We start from the raw sequence: 17,570 nt of genomic DNA on the forward strand, positions 1-17,570 counted from the left end.
CCGAGATCGCTCCCGCACCCGAGCGCGTGGCCGCCGAGCCCGTCAAGGACCGCAAGGGGCGCCGCGCCTGGGACGAGGCACCGCGCTGGCAGATCTACCTCCCGCTGACTGTCTACCTGCTCTTCACCCTGATCCCCTTCTACTGGATCCTGCTCTTCGCGCTCCGCCCGGCCGGCTCCACCTCCCTGGTGCCCTGGCCGATGACCTTCGAGCACTTCGAGAAGGTGTGGACCGAACGCAGCTTCGGCACCTACTTCGCCAACAGCGTCTACGTCGGCCTCGCCACCCTGCTGCTGACCACCGTGGTCGCCCTGGCCGGCGGCTACGCGCTCGCCCGCTTCGACTTCCGGCTCAAGCGCGGCTTCATGCTGGCCCTGCTCTGCTCCCAGTTCGTGCCGGGCGCGCTGCTGCTGGTGCCGCTGTTCCAGATCTTCGCCAACCTGCGGATGATCAACTCCCTCGGCAGCGTGATCATCGCCGAGACCGTCTTCCAGCTGCCGCTGTCGATGATCCTGATCAGCGGGTTCATCCGGAACGTGCCGTACTCCCTGGAGGAGGCCGCCTGGGTGGACGGCTGCAACCGGCTGACCGCCTTCCGGATCGTCGTCCTGCCGCTGCTGCGGCCCGGCCTGATCGCCGTCGGCTCCTTCGCCTTCGTGCACGCCTGGAACCACTTCCTGTTCGCGCTGATGTTCCTCTCCGACCAGGGCAAGCAGACCATCCCGGTCGGCCTCAACACCCTGATGAGCGCGGACAGCGTCGACCTGGGCGCGCTGGCGGCGGGCGGCATCGTCGCGGCCGTACCCGTGGTGATCGTGTTCGCCTTCATCCAGAAGTGGCTCATCACCGGATTCAGCGCGGGGGCGGTGAAGGGATGAGCGTGGACCTCGTCCTGGCGGGCGCGCGCGGCCACGGCCGCTGGCACCTTCGGAACATCCGCCGACTGCAGGCCGCGGGGCGCGTCCGGCTGGCCGGGATCTGCGAACCGACCCCGCTGACCGAGGCGGAGATCCCGGACGGACTGGGCAGGCCCGAGCAGTCCGCCGACCTCGGGGCGCTGCTGGACGCCACCGGCGCCCGGGTCGCCGTGCTCTGCACCCCGATCCCGACCCACACCGACCTGGCCCTCACCGCCGCCGCACGCGGGGTCCACCTGCTGCTGGAGAAGCCGCCCGCCCCCTCCTACGCCTCGTTCCGCCGCATGGCCGACGGGGTCGCCGCGGCCGGGGTGGCCTGCCAGATCGGCTTCCAGTCGCTCGGCTCGCACGCGGTGCCCGCGATCCGGCGCCTCATCGCCGAGGGCGCGATCGGCGAGGTCGTCGGCGTCGGCGCGGCCGGTGCCTGGGCCCGGGACGAGGCCTACTACCGGCGGGCGCCCTGGGCGGGCCGGCGCCGCCTGAACGGCGCCGACGTCGTGGACGGGGTCCTCACCAACCCCCTCGCGCACGCCGTCGCCACCGGCCTCGCCCTGCTCGGCACCACCCGCGCCGAGGACGTCACCGGCATCGAGACCGAGCTGCTGCGCGCCAACGCCATCGAGTCCGACGACACCTCCTGCGTCCGCGTGCGCACCCCGCACGGACCGGTCACGGTCGCGGCGACCCTGTGCGCCGAACACCCCGGGGAGCCGTACGTCCTGGTGCACGGCGACAGCGGCCGGATCACCTTCTGGTACAAGCAGGACCGGGTGCTCCTCCAGCGCACCGGCCACGGCCCGGAGGAGACCGAGTACGGCCGCACCGACCTGCTGGAGAACCTCCTCGACCACCTGGACGGCGGCACGCGGCTGCTGGTCCCGCCGGACGCGACCGGCGCCTTCATGCGAGTCGTCGAGGCCGTCCGGACCGCCCCCGGCCCCAGGCCGCTGCCCGAGCACGCCTGGCGGCGGCTGCCCGCCGAACACCGCCGGGTCGTGCCCGGCGTCGAGGACCTGGTCGCGGCGGCCGCCGAAACCCTCGCCCTCTACTCCGAACTGGGCGCCTCCTGGGCCCTGCCGAACGAGGTGAGCACCTGATGACGTCCTCCGACAGCCTGGTCCTGCGGGTGGCGGGCCGCCCGGTCGGCCGCTACGTCACCCGGCCCGAACTGCCCGCCCGGCTCGCCCCGCGCCCCCACCTGCACCCCGTCACCACGCTGGCCGGCACGGCGGTCACCGAGGTGAGCCCCGCCGACCACGCACACCACCTCGGCGTCGGTGTCGCCGTCCCCGACGTCGAGGGGCACAACTTCTGGGGCGGCCGGACCTTCGTCCGCGACCGGGGACCGACCGAGCTGGACGACCACGGCATCCAGCGGCACACCGCCTTCCAGCTCCGTGACCCCGACGGCTTCGTGGAGGAGCTGCGCTGGGTCGCCGCCGGGAGGGAGCTGCTGCGCGAACGCCGTACCGTCGCGGTCACCGGGCTCACCGGCACCGCCTGGGCGCTGGACTTCACCTTCTCCCTCACCAACATCACCCCGGACCCCCTCTCGATCGGCAGCCCCGCCACCAACGGCCGGCCCGGCGCGGCCTACGGCGGCTTCTTCTGGCGGGCCCGCAAGGAGGCCGCGGCGCCGGAGGTGTTCACCGCGGACCGGGAGGGCGAGAGGGAGGTCCACGGCACCCGGGCCGACTGGCTCGCGCTGGCCGGCGCCGCGTGGACGCTGGTCTTCGCCGGGGCCACCGAGGACACCCGCCGGGACCCCTGGTTCGTGCGGGCCGCGGAGTATCCCGGGGTGGGCTCCTCGCTGGCCCACGGCGAACGGCTGGCCGTCGCGCCCGGCGGGACCGTCGTACGCCGGATCGTCACCGTCGTCGCCGACGGACGCCTGAGCCGGGCCGAGGCGGCGGCGCTGGCCGGCAAGGCGGTGACCCCGTGACCACCCCCGAGACCTACACCAACCCGGTCCTGGACGCCGACTGGTCCGACCCGGACGTCGTCCGCGTCGGCGACGACTTCTACCTCACCGCCTCCAGCTTCGGCCGTGTCCCCGGCCTGCCGCTGCTGCACTCGCGCGACCTGGTCAACTGGACGCTCGTGGGCCACGCCCTGGAACGCCTCCAGCCCGAGGAGGACTTCGCGGCGCCCCGGCACGACTGCGGGGTCTGGGCGCCGTCCATCCGGCACCACGACGACCGGTTCTGGATCTTCTGGGGCGACCCGGACCAGGGCGTCTTCCAGGTCAACGCCCCCGGGATCCGAGGACCGTGGACCCGCCCCCACCTGGTCAAGGCGGGCCGCGGCCTGATCGACCCGTGCCCGCTGTGGGACGACGAGACCGGCGACGCCTACCTGGTGCACGCCTGGGCCAGATCCCGCTCCGGCGTCAAGAACCGCCTCACCGGCCACCGGATGCACCCCGACGGCACCTCACTGCTCGACGAGGGCAGGGTGATCGTCGACGGGGACCGCATCCCCGGCTGGTTCACCCTGGAGGGGCCCAAGCTCTACCGGCACGACGGCTGGTTCTGGATCTTCGCTCCCGCCGGGGGAGTGGAGACGGGCTGGCAGGGCGTGTTCCGCTCGCGCGGGTTCTTCGGCCCGTACGAGGAACGGATCGTCCTGGAGCAGGGGGACACCGGGATCAACGGGCCGCACCAGGGCGGCTGGGTGCGCACGGCGGCCGGCGAGGACTGGTTCCTGCACTTCCAGCAGCGCGGCGCCTACGGCAGGGTGGTCCACCTCCAGCCCATGAGCTGGGAGGCCGGGGACACCGCGACCGGGGGCGGGGGAGGCTGGCCGGTCATCGGCGACGCCGGCGCCCCCGTCGCCGTGCACCGGCGGCCGGCCCTGCCCGCGCAACCGCCCGCCGCGCCCGCCACGGACGACGACTTCCCCGGCGGCCGGTACGGCCGGCAGTGGCAGTGGACCGCCAACCCGGGCGACGGCTGGGCCACCCAGCACTCCGGGGACGGCCTGCGGCTGACCTGCCTGCGCTCGGCCGCCGCCCACGACCTGCGCGCGCTGCCCCACGTCCTCACCCAGCGGCTGCCCGGCCGGCCCGCCGTGGCCGAGGTCGAACTGCGGCTGGACGGCACCGAACCGGGGGCGCGGGCCGGGCTCGCGGTGCTCGGGGACGCCTACGCCTGGATCGGGCTGGAGCGCGCGGCCGACGGCACGGTACGGCTGGTGCACCGGTTCGCGGAGGCGGTGGCCGACCGGGAGCGGGACGCCGGTGTGCCGTGCCCCGCGCCCGACGGGCGGGCGCTGCTGCGGATCGAGGCCGCGGCCGGCGCGCGATGCCGGTTCCGGTACGACCTCGGGGACGGCCCGCGCCGCTCCGGGCCCGTCTTCGCGGCCACCCCCTGGCGCTGGACCGGCGCCCTGCTCGGCCTGTTCGCCACCGCGCCCGAGGGACCGGGCCACGCGGGATCGGCGACCTTCACCCGCTTCCGGATCACCTCCCACCTACCCCCCACGGTCCCATCCCCGTCGGATCCAGCAGAAGAGAGCCGCCCATGACAAGCAGCATCCGCAACCGCAGAAGCCGGCGCGCCGCCCTGGCCGTCGCCCTCGGCTCCGTCCTGGCCCTCACCGCCACCGCCTGCGGCGACGACGGCAGCGGCGGCGCGGGGGACAAGGGGAACGAGGGGTCCGGCAAGGGCACGATCACCTTCTGGGACAACAACGGCGGTGTCCGCACCGAGGTCTGGAAGCAGATCATCGCCGACTTCGAGAACACGTACCCGGACATCGAGGTGAAGTACGTCGGCGTGCCCGCCGCGAGCGTGCAGTCCAAGTACGACACCGCCATCCAGGGCGGCGGCCTGCCGGACGTCGGCGGGGTCGGCACGGCGATGCTGGCCGAGGTCGCCGCGCAGGGCGCGCTGGAGCCGCTGGACGACCGGCTCTCCGGCAGCCCGCTGAACGGCAAGCTGAACACCAAGTTCCTGGAGAGCGTGAAGGCCGCCGGCGGCGACGGCAGGACGTACACCGTGCCGACCTCCGCGAACAACGGCACCCTGTGGTACCGGACCGACCTGTTCGCCGCGGCGAAGCTGCAGGCGCCGGACACCTGGACGAAGTTCTACGCGGCCGCCGACAAGCTCACCGACACGGGCGAGAACCGGTTCGGGTACACCATCCGGGGCGGTGAGGGCTCCATCGCCCAGGCCCTGGACGCGATGTACGGGCAGAGCGGGATCACCTCGTTCTGGAACGGCGACAAGACCACCGTCAACGACCCGAAGAACGTCGCCGCCCTGGAGAAGTACGCCGGCCTGTACAAGAAGGCCACCCCCTCCGCCGACGTCAACAACGACTTCACCAAGATGGTCGCCCAGTGGGATTCCGGCACGATCGGGATGCTCAGCCACAACCTGGGCTCCTACGCCGACCACGAGAAGGCGCTGAAGGGCAAGTTCCGGGGCATTCCCGCCCCGACGCTGGACGACGGGACCCGGGTGCAGGTGTCCAACCCGGTCGACGGGCTCGCGCTGTTCAAGTCCAGCGAGAACAAGGCGGCCGCGTGGAAGTTCATCGAGTTCGCCGCCTCCCACGAGTCCAACAGCAAGTGGAACCAGGTCGCGGGGCAGGTGCCCGCCAACACCGAGGCGGCGCAGGACGCGTGGGTGCGGGAGAGCGAGCCGACGAAGCTCGCCGCGCAGGCGCTGAACGAGTCCAGCACGAAGATCGTGCAGCTGCCGTACCACCTGCCGGACTGGAACACCCTGTCCAAGGCCGACAACGAGCCGAACTTCCAGAAGGTGCTGCTCGGCAAGCTCAGCGCGAAGGACTTCCTGGACAGGCTGGCCGACCAGATCAACGCCGCGCAGGCCGACTGGAAGAAGAACCACTGAGCGCTCGGCTGACCGCGGTCGCGGGGTCCGCGAGCCGGTGCGCGGCCGGGCGCCGCCCGCGCGGCGCGGCCGTCCACCGACCGCGGCCCCGCTCCCCTGACAGCCCACCGAGCCGAAAGGCACCGCCGTGTCCCTCACACGCAGACAAGTCACGTCCGCCGCCCTCGCCGCCGTCCCCGTCGCCGGGCGCTCCCGCCGGCCACCCCGCACCCTCCACATCGCCGGTGACTCGACGGCCGCCCAGAAGTACGCCGACGCCGCTCCCGAGACCGGGTGGGGCATGGCTCTGCCGTTCTTCCTGCGGAAGGGGCTCGCCGTCGCCAACCACGCGGTGAACGGCCGCAGTTCGAAGAGTTTCGTCGACGAGGGGCGGCTGGACGCGGTGCTCGCCGGCGTCCGGCGTGGTGACCTGCTCCTCGTCCAGTTCGCGCACAACGACGAGAAGGCCGCCGATCCCGCCCGGTACACCGAGCCCTGGACGACGTACCAGCGGTATCTGCGGCTGTACATCGAGGGCGCCCGCGGGCGCGGCGCGCGTCCCGTCCTCGCCACCCCCGTGGAGCGCCGCAGGTTCGACGCCGACGGCGGCGCCCTGCCCACCCACGGCGACTACCCGGCGGCGATGCGCGCGCTCGCCGAGGCGGAGCGCGTCGCGCTGCTCGACACCCAGGCGCTGTCGCTCGCCCTGTGGCAGCGGCTCGGGCCCGAGACGACGAAGACCTACTTCAACTGGACCGGCACCGAGCAGGACAACACGCACTTCAATCCGCCCGGCGCGATCGCGGTGGCCCGGCTGGTGGCGCAGGAGCTGCTGCGCACCCGGGTGCTGGCCCGGCCCGACGTCGTCCGGCTGCACGAGGACGTCCCGACGTCCTGGATCACCTGGCCGCCCGCATCGGATTCGTGAACGAGGAGACCGCACAGTGCGCACACAGAAATGTCATGGACGTGTCATAGCGGCCCTCGTCGGCTGCACGGCCCTCGTGCTCGCCGTCACCGGCACCGCCTCCGCCCAGCCCCGCCATCATCCGGACCTCGCCCGCCAGACCCTCGCGGCGAACGACGGCTGGGCGGCCTACGGCACCGGTACGACCGGCGGCGCCGCCGCCGATGCCGCCCACGTCCACACCGTCACCACCTGGGACGCCTTCAAGGCGGCCCTCGCCGAGGGCGGCAGCGCGCCCAGGATCATCAAGGTCAAGGGCACCATCGACGCCGACGGCCCGGGCTGCGAGTCGTTCGCCGTGCCCGGGTACGACTTCGCCGCCTACCTGCGGACCTACGACCCGGCGGTGTGGGGGCGCACCCGGACCCTCGACGGCGAGCCCGACGACAGCCCCGAGGGCCTGCGCCGCGCCTCCGCCGCCCGCCAGGACGCCTTCGTCAAAGCCATCGTCCCGGCCAACACGACCATCGTCGGCGTCGGCCGGAACGCCGGCTTCAAGGGCGCCAGCCTGCAGATCAAGGGTGTCGACAACGTCATCGTCCGCAACCTGACCTTCGAGAGCCCGCTCGACTGCTTCCCGCAGTGGGACCCGACCGACACCGCCGACGGCAACTGGAACTCCGAGTACGACAGTGCCGTGATCCACGGTTCGACCCACGTCTGGATCGACCACGACACCTTCACGGACGGGGAGCACCCGGACAGCACCCTGCCGGTGTACTTCGGCCGGATCCACCAGCAGCACGACGGCGAGCTGGACATCGTCAAGGGCGCCGACCACGTCACCGCCTCCTGGAACGTCTTCGAGGACCACGACAAGACGATCCTCATCGGCAACAGCGACGGCGCCGCCACGGCCGCCGTCGACCGCGGCCACCTCAAGGTCACCTTCCACCACAACCTGTTCCGGAACCTGGTCGAGCGGGCCCCGCGCGTCCGCTTCGGGCAGGTGGACGCGTACAACAACCACTTCGTCGCCGGCGCCGGGTACTCCTACTCCTTCGGCATCGGCATGGAGTCCCAGCTCGTCGCCGAGCACAACGCCTTCACGCTGCCCGACGGCGTCCAGGCCGGTTCCGTCCTGAAGAAGTGGAAGGACGCGCCGGTCACCGCCGACCACAACCACGTCAACGGTGTGCCGACGGACCTCGTCGCCGTCCACAACGCGCAGGTCCCCGGCGAGATCCTCCGGTCGGGGGCGGGCTGGACGCCGTCCCTGCGCACCAGGGTCGACCCCGCCCGGGCCGTGCCCGGCCGGGTGGACCACCGCGCCGGCGCGGGACACCTGCGCTGATCCGCCGGCCGGGGCGCGCACCGCCCCGGCCGCCCGTCGCGCGTCTCCGTAAGGGCCGCACTCCCCGAAGCCGCCCCGAGCCGCACTCCCCGAAGCCGCCCCGAGCCGCACTCCCCGTAGCCGCCCCCCCCCGAGCCGCACTGACCGAAGCCCCCCGAGCCGCCCTCGGAAGGAACACGTCCATGCCCCTGTCCAGACGCGGTCTCCTCGCCGCGAGCGCCGCCGCCGCCGCGCTCGGCCTGGCGGCCGCCCCCGCACCCGCCCTCGCGCGCCCCTTCGGCCGGTACGGCTCCCCGGCCCGCCGCCTCACCCCGGGCACCCTGTACGTCGACCCGCACGGCCGCGGCGACTTCACCACCGTGCAGGCCGCGGTGACCGCCGCCACGGGCAGCGGCCGGACCCTGGTCATCGCCCCCGGCACCTACCGGGAGAGGGTCGCCGTCGACGCGGCCCGTACGGAGATGACCTGGCTCGGCGCCACCGAGGACGCCCGGGACGTGGTGATCGTCCACGACACCGCGGCCGGCACCCCGAAGCCCGGCGGCGGCACCCACGGCACCACCGGGTCCGCGACGACCACCGTCCAGGCCGACGGGTTCACCGCCCGCTGGATCACCTTCGCCAACGACTGGCTGCGCGCCGACCACCCCGGCGTCGGCGGCACCCAGGCCGTCGCCCTCAAGGCGCAGGGCGACCGCGGTGCCTTCCTGCACTGCCGCTTCCTGGGCCACCAGGACACCCTGTACGCCGACACCATGGCCCTGACCGCATTCGCCCGGCAGTACTACGCCCACTGCCACGTCGAGGGGGACGTCGACTTCGTCTTCGGCCGGGCCACCGCCGTCTACGAGCACTGCCACTTCCGCACGCTGGACCGGACGGACCTGGCGACGGCCCCCTACGGCTTCGTCTTCGCGCCCTCCACGGCCCTCGCCAACCCCCGCGGCTACCTGGTCACGCGCAGCAGGATCACCAGCGGGGCGCCGGACGCCTTCTACAAACTGGCCCGGCCCTGGGTGCCCAGCTCCGACACCACCGCCCGCCCCATGCTCACCGTCCGCGACACCTGGCTCGGCCCCGGCATCGACGCGGCCGCCCCCTACACCGACATGTCGGCGGCCCACCCCTGGCAGCGGCAGCGGTTCGCCGAGTACCGCAACACCGGCCCGGGCGCCGAGATCACCGTCCCGGACAACCGGCCCCAGCTCTCCGCCGAGCAGGCGGCCGCGGCGACGCGGGCGGCCTGGCTCGGGGACTGGACGCCGTGGAGGCGGTGCTGACGCCCGCACAGGGGCACGAACGTCCGAGCGGACGGTTCACCGCCGGTCCGAGGGGCGCGGGCACCACCGCGGCCGGCCGCGACCAGCCGGCGGCTCCCGGTCCGAGGGGCGCGGGGCCCTCCGCGGCCGGTCACGACGAGCCGGCCGGCCGCGGAGCCCCGCGCCCCCGCGGCGTCAGCGCTCCAGGACCCCGTTGAACCGCCGGGGGAGACCCAGGGGGTTGTCGTCCTTCAGCTCCGCCGGCAGCAGGGCCTCGGGCGCCCCCTGGTAGACCACCGGCCGCAGCCACCGCTCGATGGCGGTGCCGCCCACGGAGGTCGAGGTGGAGGTGGTCGCCGGGTACGGCCCCCCGTGGTGCTGGGCCGGCGCCACCGCCACCCCCGTCGGCCAGCCGTTGACCAGCACACGCCCAGCCAGCGGGGTCAGTTCGGCGAGGATCTCCGGGCCCCGGCCGTTGCCCGCGGCCTCCTCGGAGGAGAGCTGGACCGTCGCCGTGAGATTGCCCGGCAGCCGGGACAGCACGGTCTTGGCCTCGGCCTCCTCGGTGTAGCGGGCCACCACGGTGACCGGGCCGAAGCACTCCTCCAGCAGCAGGTCGTGGGCCCCCTCCTCGGCCAGCTTCTCCGCCGGCACCGTCAGGAAGCCCGGGCTCACGGCGTGTTCGCCGCCCGCGCCCGGCGTGACCGGCGCGTCCACGTCCGGGAGCTGCGCCCGCTCGGCCACCCCCGCGACGAAGTTGTCCCGCATGCGGTGGTCGAGCAGCACCCCGGACCCGGTCTCGCCGACGGCGTCGGCGAGGGACTTCACCAGCCGGTCGCCGGCCGCACCGGAGGGGACCAGCACCAGGCCGGGCTTGACGCAGAACTGGCCGACGCCGAGGGTCATCGAGCCGGCCAGCCCGCCGCCGATCTCCTCGGCGCGCTCGGCCGCTGCGGCCTCGGTCACCAGGACCGGGTTCAGCGAACCGAGTTCACCGTGGAACGGGATCGGCACCGGCCGCGCGGCGGCGGCGTCGAAGAGCGCGCGCCCGCCGCGCACCGACCCGGTGAAGCCGGCGGCGGCGACCAGCGGGTGCTTGATCAGCTCGACGCCCGCCTCGAAGCCGTGCACGAGGCCGACCACGCCCTCGGGGACGCCGTGCTCGGCGGCGGCCCGGCGCAGCACCCCGGCGACCGCCTCGGACAGCGCCGGGTGGTCGGGGTGGGCCTTGACGACGACCGGGCAGCCCGCGGCGAGCGCGCTCGCGGTGTCGCCGCCGGCGACGGAGAAGGCGAAGGGGAAGTTGGAGGCCGAGTAGACGGCGACGACGCCGAGCGGCACCTTGTAGCGGCGCAGGTCCGGGACGGGCGGGGTCGCGCCGGCGTCGGGGTGGTTGATGACCACGTCCAGGAACGCGCCCTCGTCGACGATGTCGGCGAAGGCCCGCAGCTGGTAGGCGGTGCGGGCGAGTTCGCCGGTCAGCCGGGCGGGGCCGAGCGCGGTCTCGGCGTCGGCCGTCTCGACCAGGCCGTCCCGCGCCGCGTCCAGGTGCGCCGCGGCCGAGCGCAGGAAGGCGGCGCGGACCGTGCGGTCGGCGAGCGCGCCGCGCACGGCGTGGGCCGCCCGGACGGCCTCGTCCACCTCCTGGGCCGTGGCTTCCACCGCGACCTGTTCACGCTGCTTCCCGGTGCGCGGGTCGACACTCCAGACTGGTGCTGCTGCCACCGCGGGTCCCTCCCAGTAAAGGCCGCACTATCTACGACGATCCAGGCTCACACCATCAGCCGCGTTCGATATACTGAACACTGTCTCTGATGATGAATACGCTGCTCGGAGACTATATAACTCAGGTCCTCGTCGAACGAAGGGGTCAAGGGCGATGACGGCAGGCGACACAGGGGGCGGGGCGCAGGTCAAGTCCGCGGTACGGACCGTTGAGCTGCTCGAATACTTCGCCGGCCGGCCCGGTATGCACTCCCTCGCGGCCGTGCAGGAGGCCGTGGGATACCCCAAGTCCAGTCTGTACATGCTGCTGCGCACACTCGTGGAGCTGGGCTGGGTGGAGACGGACGCGACGGGCACGCGGTACGGGATCGGCGTGCGGGCGCTGCTGGTCGGCACCTCCTACATCGACGGCGACGAGGTGGTGGCCGCCGCCCGTCCGACCCTGGACCGGCTCTCCGACGACACCACGGAGACCATCCACCTCGCCCGGCTCGACGGCACCAACGTGGTCTACCTGGCCACCCGCCAGTCCCAGCACTACCTGCGTCCGTTCACCCGGGTCGGCCGGCGCCTGCCCGCCCACTCCACCTCGCTCGGCAAGGCGATCCTCGCCACCTACACCGACGAGCAGGTCCGCAAGCTGCTGCCCGAGACGCTGCCCGCCCTCACCGAGCACACCCTGACCGACCGGGAGAAGCTCATCGAGGAGCTCCACCAGGTCAGGGAGCAGGGCTTCGCGGTCGACCGGGAGGAGAACACGCTGGGGCTGCGCTGCTTCGGCGTGGCCATTCCGTACCGCACGCCCGCCCGGGACGCCATCAGCTGCTCGGTCCCGGTGGCCCGCCTCACCCCCGCCCACGAACAGATGATCAAGGACGCGCTCTTCGACGCCCGGGACCGGCTCACCCTGGCCACCCGCAGGCTCTGAGCCGCGGGGCCGGCGCAATCCCGGGCCCCGGGCCGCGCCGGCCGTAGGCTCGGCACCATGGAGATCGTGCTGCGTGCCGTTCAGGACGGCGATCTGCCGGTGTTCTTCCGGCAGATGACCGACCCGGTGGCCGTCCGGATGGCCGCGTTCGGACCCGAGGACAACGGCGACCGGGCCGCGTTCGACGCCTGGTGGCACCGGATCCGGGCGTCCGACGCCGTGCCGCGCACCGTGCTGGCCGACGGACGGGTGGTGGGCAGCACCGCCGTCTACGGCGAAGCGGGCGGGCGCGAGGTGACGTACTGGATCGACCGCGCCTGCTGGGGCCGCGGGGTGGCGACGGCGGCCCTGCGGGCCCTGCTCGCCGAGGTGCCCGAACGGCCGCTGTACGCGCGGGCGGCGGCCGACAACACCGCCTCGCTGCGCGTGCTGGAGAAGTGCGGCTTCCGGGAGACGGCCCGGGCCCGGGGCTTCGCGAACGGGCGGGGCGAGGAGATCGAGGAAGTCGTGCTGCGCCTGGGGGCCGACACCGCCCGGGGGGCTTCCTGAACGCCGGATGAGAAAGCCGGGCGTACGGGAACGATCCCCCCCTTCTCGCTCGTCTTCCGAGCGGGATGAACAAGACGATCAGGCGGGCGTCCGTCTTCTCGCTGCTGCTCGTGCTCGCCCTGCTGGTCAGGGCGACATGGCTGCAGTACTACGACGGCCAGGCCCTCGCGGACGACAACGACAACCGGCGGAACGCGATCGCGACCTACTCGCGGCCCCTCGGGAACATCATCGTGGCCGGGGACGCGATCACCGGCTCGGCACGGACGAAGGGGAGCGACCTCGCGTACAAGCGGACGTACGAGGACGGCGAGCTGTACGCGGCGGTGACGGGCTACGCCTCGCAGGCCTACGCGCCCACCCAGCTGGAGGGCATCTACAAGGACCTGCTCAACGGCACCGACAACCGGCTGAAGACCGTCATGGACACGGTCACCGGCCGGCGCGCCGACCCGGGCAACGTCCTCACGACCATCGACCCGGCCGTGCAGAAGGCGGCCTACCGCGCCCTGGGTGACAACAAGGGGGCGGCCGTCGCGATCGACCCGAAGACAGGCAGGATCCTCGCCTCGGTCTCCACGCCGTCCTACGACCCCTCCTCGCTGACCGACGCGAACACCGCAGGCAAGGCGTGGAAGTCGCTCAACGCGGACGAGGACAAGCCGCTCACCAACCGCGCGCTGCGCCAGCCGCTGCCGCCGGGATCGACGTTCAAACTGGTCGTGGCGGCCGCCGCGCTGGAAGACGGTCTGTACGCGAACGTGGACCAGCACACCAGGAGTCCCGACCCCTACACCCTGCCGGGCACGGTCCGCCCGCTGGAGAACGAGAACAAATCCGCGCCGTGCGAGAACGCCTCGATCCGTGTGGCCCTGCAGTACTCCTGCAACAACGTCTTCGGCAAGATGGCCGTCGACCTCGGGCAGGACAAGGTGAAGGCCATGGCCGAGAGGTTCGGCTTCAACGACGACGAGCGGGACGTGCCGGTGCGGGCCTACGCCAGCGTGTACCCCTCCGGCATGGACAAGGCGCAGACGGCCCTGACCGGCATCGGCCAGTTCGACGTCACCGCGACCCCGCTCCAGATGGCCATGGTGTCCGCGACCATTGCCAACGGCGGCAAGCTGGTCTCGCCGCACATGGTGTCGCAGATCACCGACAGCGGCGGTGACGTGCTGCAGGACTACGACGACGCCGCGGACACCGAGGAGGTCATCAGCTCCTCCACCGCCGAGCAGCTCCAGTCGGCGATGCGGACGGTGGTGAAGGACGGCACCGGTACGAACGCGCTGATCGACGGGGTGACCGTCGGCGGCAAGACGGGTACGGCCCAGCACGGCGAGAACAACAGCAAGACGCCGTACGCCTGGTTCACGTCCTACGCCAAGTCCGACGGCAACGGCAAGGAGGTGGCCGTGGCGGTGATGGTCGAGCAGTCGGACGCGGCGCGCTCCGAGGTGAGCGGCAACGGTCTGGCGGCCCCGGTGGCCAGGGCGATGATGCAGGCCGCGGTCAAGTAGGCCGCGCTCACGCGGACCGCGGTGCGGCAGGCACCGTCGCGGGGGCGGCTTCCCGGCAGCCGCCCCCGCCCTCTTCTGGTTTTCTCCGCGTCGGGGAATCCTGTTCGGACGGCCACACGTTGTCCGACCCCCCGTACGGCCTGCGCCAAACGATCACTGCTACGCTCCGGATCTCCGTCCGGGCGGTCCTCCGGACCTTCGCATGTCATACACATGACACTCACAGAGCTGCACCGAGAAGAGGTCACCCGTGGGCACAGTCGTCGACGACGCCGCCTCCGTGGAGTTCCATGTCTTCTTCGAACGGCACTACGCCGAACTGGCGCGTCTCGCCCACCTGCTGACGGGGGAGGCGGATGCCGCGGACGACCTCGCGGCGGACGCGCTGCTGGCGCTGTGGCACCGCTGGGACCGGGTGCGCGCGGCCGACCATCCGGTGGCGTACGCGCGGGGCGTGGTCGCCAACATGGCCCGCACCCGCGTCCGCAGCGCGGTGCGCGAGCGCCGCCGGATCGCGCTGTTCTGGCCGCGCGGCGAGGAGAGGACCGAGAACCCCGACGTCGCCGGCGTGGTGGACGTTCAGGAGGCACTGCGCAGACTGCCGTTCCGGAAACGGGCGTGTGTGGTGCTCCGGCACGCTTTCGACCTGTCGGAGAAGGACACGGCGCTCGCGCTCGGAGTGTCCCTGGGTACGGTTAAGAGCCAGACGTCCAAGGGCATGGCCGAACTGCAGCGGCTGCTCGGCCCGCAGGGCGATGCGCGGCGGGTGCACGCGGCGATGGCGTCCCGGGGCGGCGAGAGCGGAGGAAAGAACCGATGAGGCAGCAGGACGTGCACGACGAGCTGCGCGCCCGGCTGCACCAGGCGGCCGAGGCCCACGAACCCGACCGCGCGCGGATCCTGGCCCGGGTCGAGCGCGGCATGGCCGGGCGGCCCCGGCCGGACCACCGGGCCGTACGCCCGGCGCTGTCGGGGTGGTTCCGGGTGGCCGGCGCTACGGCCGCGGTGGCCGGTGTGCTCGCGGTCGGAGGCTACGCGGTGGCGGCCGCGGTCAAGGACGATCCGCCGGTGCGGCCGGCGGTGGCGGGCTCCCCGACGTCCACGCCCCCGCCGACGGCGACGTCCCGGCCCCCCGTCCGTTTCCCGGCCCCGCCCCCGGCGCCGGACGGCGAGGGCACGGCCGAGCCGTCCCGCACACCGGAGGCCTTTCCTTCCCGCACCCCGGGTGCGACGGCCCCGGCCCGGCCGCCGGTGGCCCGCGCCGAGCAGGACGGCCCGCTGTGGTCGGACGGCTCGGTCGACCCGCACAGCAACGACTTCTGGGCGCAGAGCAACGTCACCGTGAAGACCTCGCAACGGCTGACCTCGCTGACGGTGGAGTTGAAGATCGCGCAGACCGGCGGCGTGACGTCGGCGGGCGCCTGGCGCTCGCTGCCGGAGGGCGACTTCACGCTGGGCGTCACCGAGCGGGACGGGTTCGTCGTCTACACCTGGACGCTGAAGGAGGGGCGCACGGTCCCGGCGGGCCGATGGGTGTTCGCCGGGCAGTACGACCACGCGCGCGGGGGCCGGGACGCCAAGGACGACGATTACACGATCACCGGCACGGCGGCGGACCGGCGGTACGCGGTGACCGGCGACTTCGCCGTCCACGACGGCTCGTGAGACGGCCCCCGCCACGGCACGGTGCTGCCGGTGACGGGGGCCGGGTGCGAGCGGCTGCTCAGGAACTGCGGCCCGGCGTCAGGAGACGAAGTAGGTCGGGTTCGGCAGCTTGTACGTGCGGTCCGCGTGACCGCCCTCCAGGTCCGAGTACTGGTCGCCGAAGTTGGCGATGATCTCGTAGCCCAGGTCGTCCTCGATGTGCGCCCGCGTACCGGACTTGTACTGCACGGTCGTGCAGGTCCAGGTGCCCGGGGTGGCGCAGTCCTTCAGGTAGGCCGGCGGGTTGGCCTTGTCCTTGAGGAACATGTGACCGGCGTCGAGGTTCACATCGGCGCCGACCTTCTTCAGGTTCTCGACGGCGGCGGCGCGCTGCGCCTCGCTCAGGCCCGAGTTGTAGAAGACCTCGACACCCTTGGACTCGGCGTAGCGCACCAGCTCGGGGCTGCCGAAGACGGCCGGACGGTCGGCCTTGTTCACGTAGTCGGCCCACGTGGCGGAGTTGTACGTGTAGTTGTAGCGCTTCTCGTAGTCGAGGCTGAGCAGCAGGGTGTCGTCGATGTCGAAGACGACGGCCGGCTTCTCGCCCCGGTGGTGCGCCTTGCGGGCGGCCTTGTCGATGTAGCGCCTGGCGTCGGCGTCGATGCGCGCGAGGTCCTGGGCGTACGGGCTGTCCGGGGACGCCTGGTAGACGCCGTCGGCGCCGGCGGTGGTGCCGTAGTAGGTGTCGATGTCCTTCACCAGGACGCCGATGTTGTACGGCTCGTGGGTGGAGTTCGCCGTCGACTGGCCGGCGGTGGCCGCGCCCGCGCCGTACAGCGCCGCACCGGCGACGAGACAGGCGGCACCGGCCGCGACCGCCTTGAGGGACTTCCGCATGGATTCTCCGGATCTGGTGATTGAGAGTGATGTACCAGGTCGGAGACTGTCTACGCGCATCACAAACATACGGCGAGCCTTGTTATCCGATCGATATGGTGAACATGTTCATGCCGGGCGTGCGGCCCGTGCCCGGCGCGGGAATGGATCCGCCTGCTTGAACGTTCATGTACTCGCGCGGGGAGGGACCCCGCACCCATGCGTCCGAACCGGAGAGAGCCGAAGACATGCGCGTCGAGATCTGGAGCGACATCGCCTGCCCCTGGTGCTACGTGGGCAAGGCCCGCTTCGAGAAGGCGCTGGCTGCCTTCCCGCACCGCGACCAGGTCGAGGTGGTGCACCGTTCCTTCGAGCTGGACCCGGGCCGCGCCAAGGGCGATGTGCAGCCGGTCATCACCATGCTGACCAGGAAGTACGGCATGAGCGAGGCGCAGGCCCAGGCCGGTGAGGACAACCTCGGCGCCCAGGCCGCCGCCGAGGGCCTGGACTACCGCACCCGCGACCGCGACCACGGCAACACCTTCGACATGCACCGCCTGCTGCACCTCGCCAAGGAACACGGCAGGCAGGACCGGCTGATCCAGATCCTCTACCGGGCCAACTTCGCCGAGGAGCGGTCCGTCTTCACCGAGGGCGACGAGCGTCTGGTGGCGCTGGCCGTGGAGGCCGGACTGGACGCCGACGCGGTCCGCGCGGTGCTCGCCGACCCGGACGCGTACGCCGACGAGGTCCGCGCCGACGAGCGCGAGGCGGCCGCGCTCGGCGCGACCGGGGTGCCCTTCTTCGTCCTCGACCGGAAGTACGGCGTCTCCGGCGCCCAGCCCGCCGAGGTCTTCGGCCAGGCGCTGGCCCAGGCCTGGGGCGAGCGGACGCCGCTGCGGCCGGTCGGCCGGGGTGACGCCGAGGCGTGCGGCCCGGACGGCTGCGCCGTCCCGCAGCACGGCTGAAACCCCAGGTCGGCGCGGACGTATAAGGGTTTCTGAGAGGAACCACGTAAAAATCCGCAATGGACGGGCAGTTCCCCGGACC

At 72.8% G+C, this 17,570-nt stretch carries 16 protein-coding genes; 14 read left to right on the top strand and 2 right to left on the bottom strand.

Annotated elements, in window-relative coordinates:
• Window positions 1-5: 5 nt before the first annotated feature.
• From ABZ576_RS29980 to ABZ576_RS30015, 8 genes are all read left to right on the top strand, one after another.
• Window positions 6-878 (top strand): carbohydrate ABC transporter permease, encoded by an 873-nt coding sequence (locus ABZ576_RS29980; RefSeq protein WP_360747754.1) that lies wholly within the window; start codon window positions 6-8, stop codon window positions 876-878.
• The gene (locus tag ABZ576_RS29985; RefSeq protein ID WP_360747614.1) at window positions 875-2,014 is read left to right on the top strand and encodes a Gfo/Idh/MocA family oxidoreductase; all 1,140 of its coding nucleotides are present in this window, start codon (window positions 875-877) and stop codon (window positions 2,012-2,014) included. Before ABZ576_RS29980 ends, ABZ576_RS29985 begins: the two co-directional genes overlap by 4 nt.
• Window positions 2,014-2,859, top strand: coding sequence for a PmoA family protein (locus ABZ576_RS29990; RefSeq protein ID WP_360747617.1), 846 nt, complete (start codon window positions 2,014-2,016; stop codon window positions 2,857-2,859). The genes ABZ576_RS29985 and ABZ576_RS29990 overlap by 1 nt, the downstream gene beginning before the upstream one ends.
• Entirely contained in the window at window positions 2,856-4,442 is a 1,587-nt protein-coding gene (locus ABZ576_RS29995; protein ID WP_360747620.1) for a family 43 glycosylhydrolase, read from the top strand. The genes ABZ576_RS29990 and ABZ576_RS29995 overlap by 4 nt, the downstream gene beginning before the upstream one ends.
• A complete protein-coding gene (locus ABZ576_RS30000) occupies window positions 4,439-5,779 on the top strand; it encodes a sugar ABC transporter substrate-binding protein (protein WP_360747623.1) in 1,341 nt (446 codons plus the stop codon). The genes ABZ576_RS29995 and ABZ576_RS30000 overlap by 4 nt, the downstream gene beginning before the upstream one ends.
• A 127-nt stretch (window positions 5,780-5,906) precedes the next feature.
• Window positions 5,907-6,686: a rhamnogalacturonan acetylesterase gene (locus ABZ576_RS30005; protein ID WP_360747626.1), complete on the top strand. Its 780-nt coding sequence runs from the start codon at window positions 5,907-5,909 to the stop codon at window positions 6,684-6,686.
• 16 nt (window positions 6,687-6,702) lie between these two features.
• A complete protein-coding gene (locus ABZ576_RS30010) occupies window positions 6,703-8,019 on the top strand; it encodes a pectate lyase (protein ID WP_360747629.1) in 1,317 nt (438 codons plus the stop codon).
• A 182-nt stretch (window positions 8,020-8,201) separates the two neighbouring features.
• Entirely contained in the window at window positions 8,202-9,299 is a 1,098-nt protein-coding gene (locus ABZ576_RS30015; protein WP_360747632.1) for a pectinesterase family protein, read from the top strand.
• Between the two features lie 174 nt (window positions 9,300-9,473).
• Here the strand turns inward: ABZ576_RS30015 and ABZ576_RS30020 are convergent, their stop codons facing one another.
• Window positions 9,474-11,003: an aldehyde dehydrogenase (NADP(+)) gene (locus tag ABZ576_RS30020; protein ID WP_360747635.1), complete on the bottom strand. Its 1,530-nt coding sequence runs from the start codon at window positions 11,001-11,003 to the stop codon at window positions 9,474-9,476.
• Window positions 11,004-11,157: 154 nt separating this feature from the next.
• Here ABZ576_RS30020 and ABZ576_RS30025 point away from each other — a divergent pair, with 154 nt between their 5' ends.
• The 5 genes from ABZ576_RS30025 (at window position 11,158) to ABZ576_RS30045 (ending at window position 15,665) form a co-directional block, all read left to right on the top strand.
• Window positions 11,158-11,931 carry an IclR family transcriptional regulator gene (locus ABZ576_RS30025; protein WP_360747638.1) on the top strand — a complete coding sequence of 258 codons (774 nt, stop codon included), beginning with the start codon at window positions 11,158-11,160 and terminating at the stop codon, window positions 11,929-11,931.
• 57 nt (window positions 11,932-11,988) lie between these two features.
• Complete coding sequence (locus ABZ576_RS30030; protein WP_360747641.1) at window positions 11,989-12,480, top strand: GNAT family N-acetyltransferase; 492 nt, start codon at window positions 11,989-11,991, stop codon at window positions 12,478-12,480.
• 65 nt (window positions 12,481-12,545) lie between these two features.
• Window positions 12,546-14,000 (top strand): penicillin-binding transpeptidase domain-containing protein, encoded by a 1,455-nt coding sequence (locus ABZ576_RS30035; RefSeq protein WP_360747644.1) that lies wholly within the window; start codon window positions 12,546-12,548, stop codon window positions 13,998-14,000.
• Between the two features lie 250 nt (window positions 14,001-14,250).
• Window positions 14,251-14,820, top strand: coding sequence for a SigE family RNA polymerase sigma factor (locus tag ABZ576_RS30040; RefSeq protein WP_360747647.1), 570 nt, complete (start codon window positions 14,251-14,253; stop codon window positions 14,818-14,820).
• Window positions 14,817-15,665, top strand: coding sequence for a hypothetical protein (locus ABZ576_RS30045; protein ID WP_360747650.1), 849 nt, complete (start codon window positions 14,817-14,819; stop codon window positions 15,663-15,665). The genes ABZ576_RS30040 and ABZ576_RS30045 overlap by 4 nt, the downstream gene beginning before the upstream one ends.
• Before the next feature lie 78 nt (window positions 15,666-15,743).
• Here ABZ576_RS30045 and ABZ576_RS30050 read toward each other — a convergent pair whose 3' ends face one another.
• Window positions 15,744-16,541: an HAD family acid phosphatase gene (locus tag ABZ576_RS30050; protein ID WP_360747653.1), complete on the bottom strand. Its 798-nt coding sequence runs from the start codon at window positions 16,539-16,541 to the stop codon at window positions 15,744-15,746.
• Between the two features lie 227 nt (window positions 16,542-16,768).
• On the opposite strand from ABZ576_RS30050, the gene ABZ576_RS30055 reads away from it, so the two are divergent.
• Window positions 16,769-17,488, top strand: coding sequence for a DsbA family oxidoreductase (locus tag ABZ576_RS30055; protein ID WP_360747656.1), 720 nt, complete (start codon window positions 16,769-16,771; stop codon window positions 17,486-17,488).
• The last annotated feature ends 82 nt before the right edge of the window (window positions 17,489-17,570 follow it).

Source organism: Streptomyces sp. NPDC013455 (genome assembly GCF_040632975.1).
Classification (GTDB): domain Bacteria; phylum Actinomycetota; class Actinomycetes; order Streptomycetales; family Streptomycetaceae; genus Streptomyces.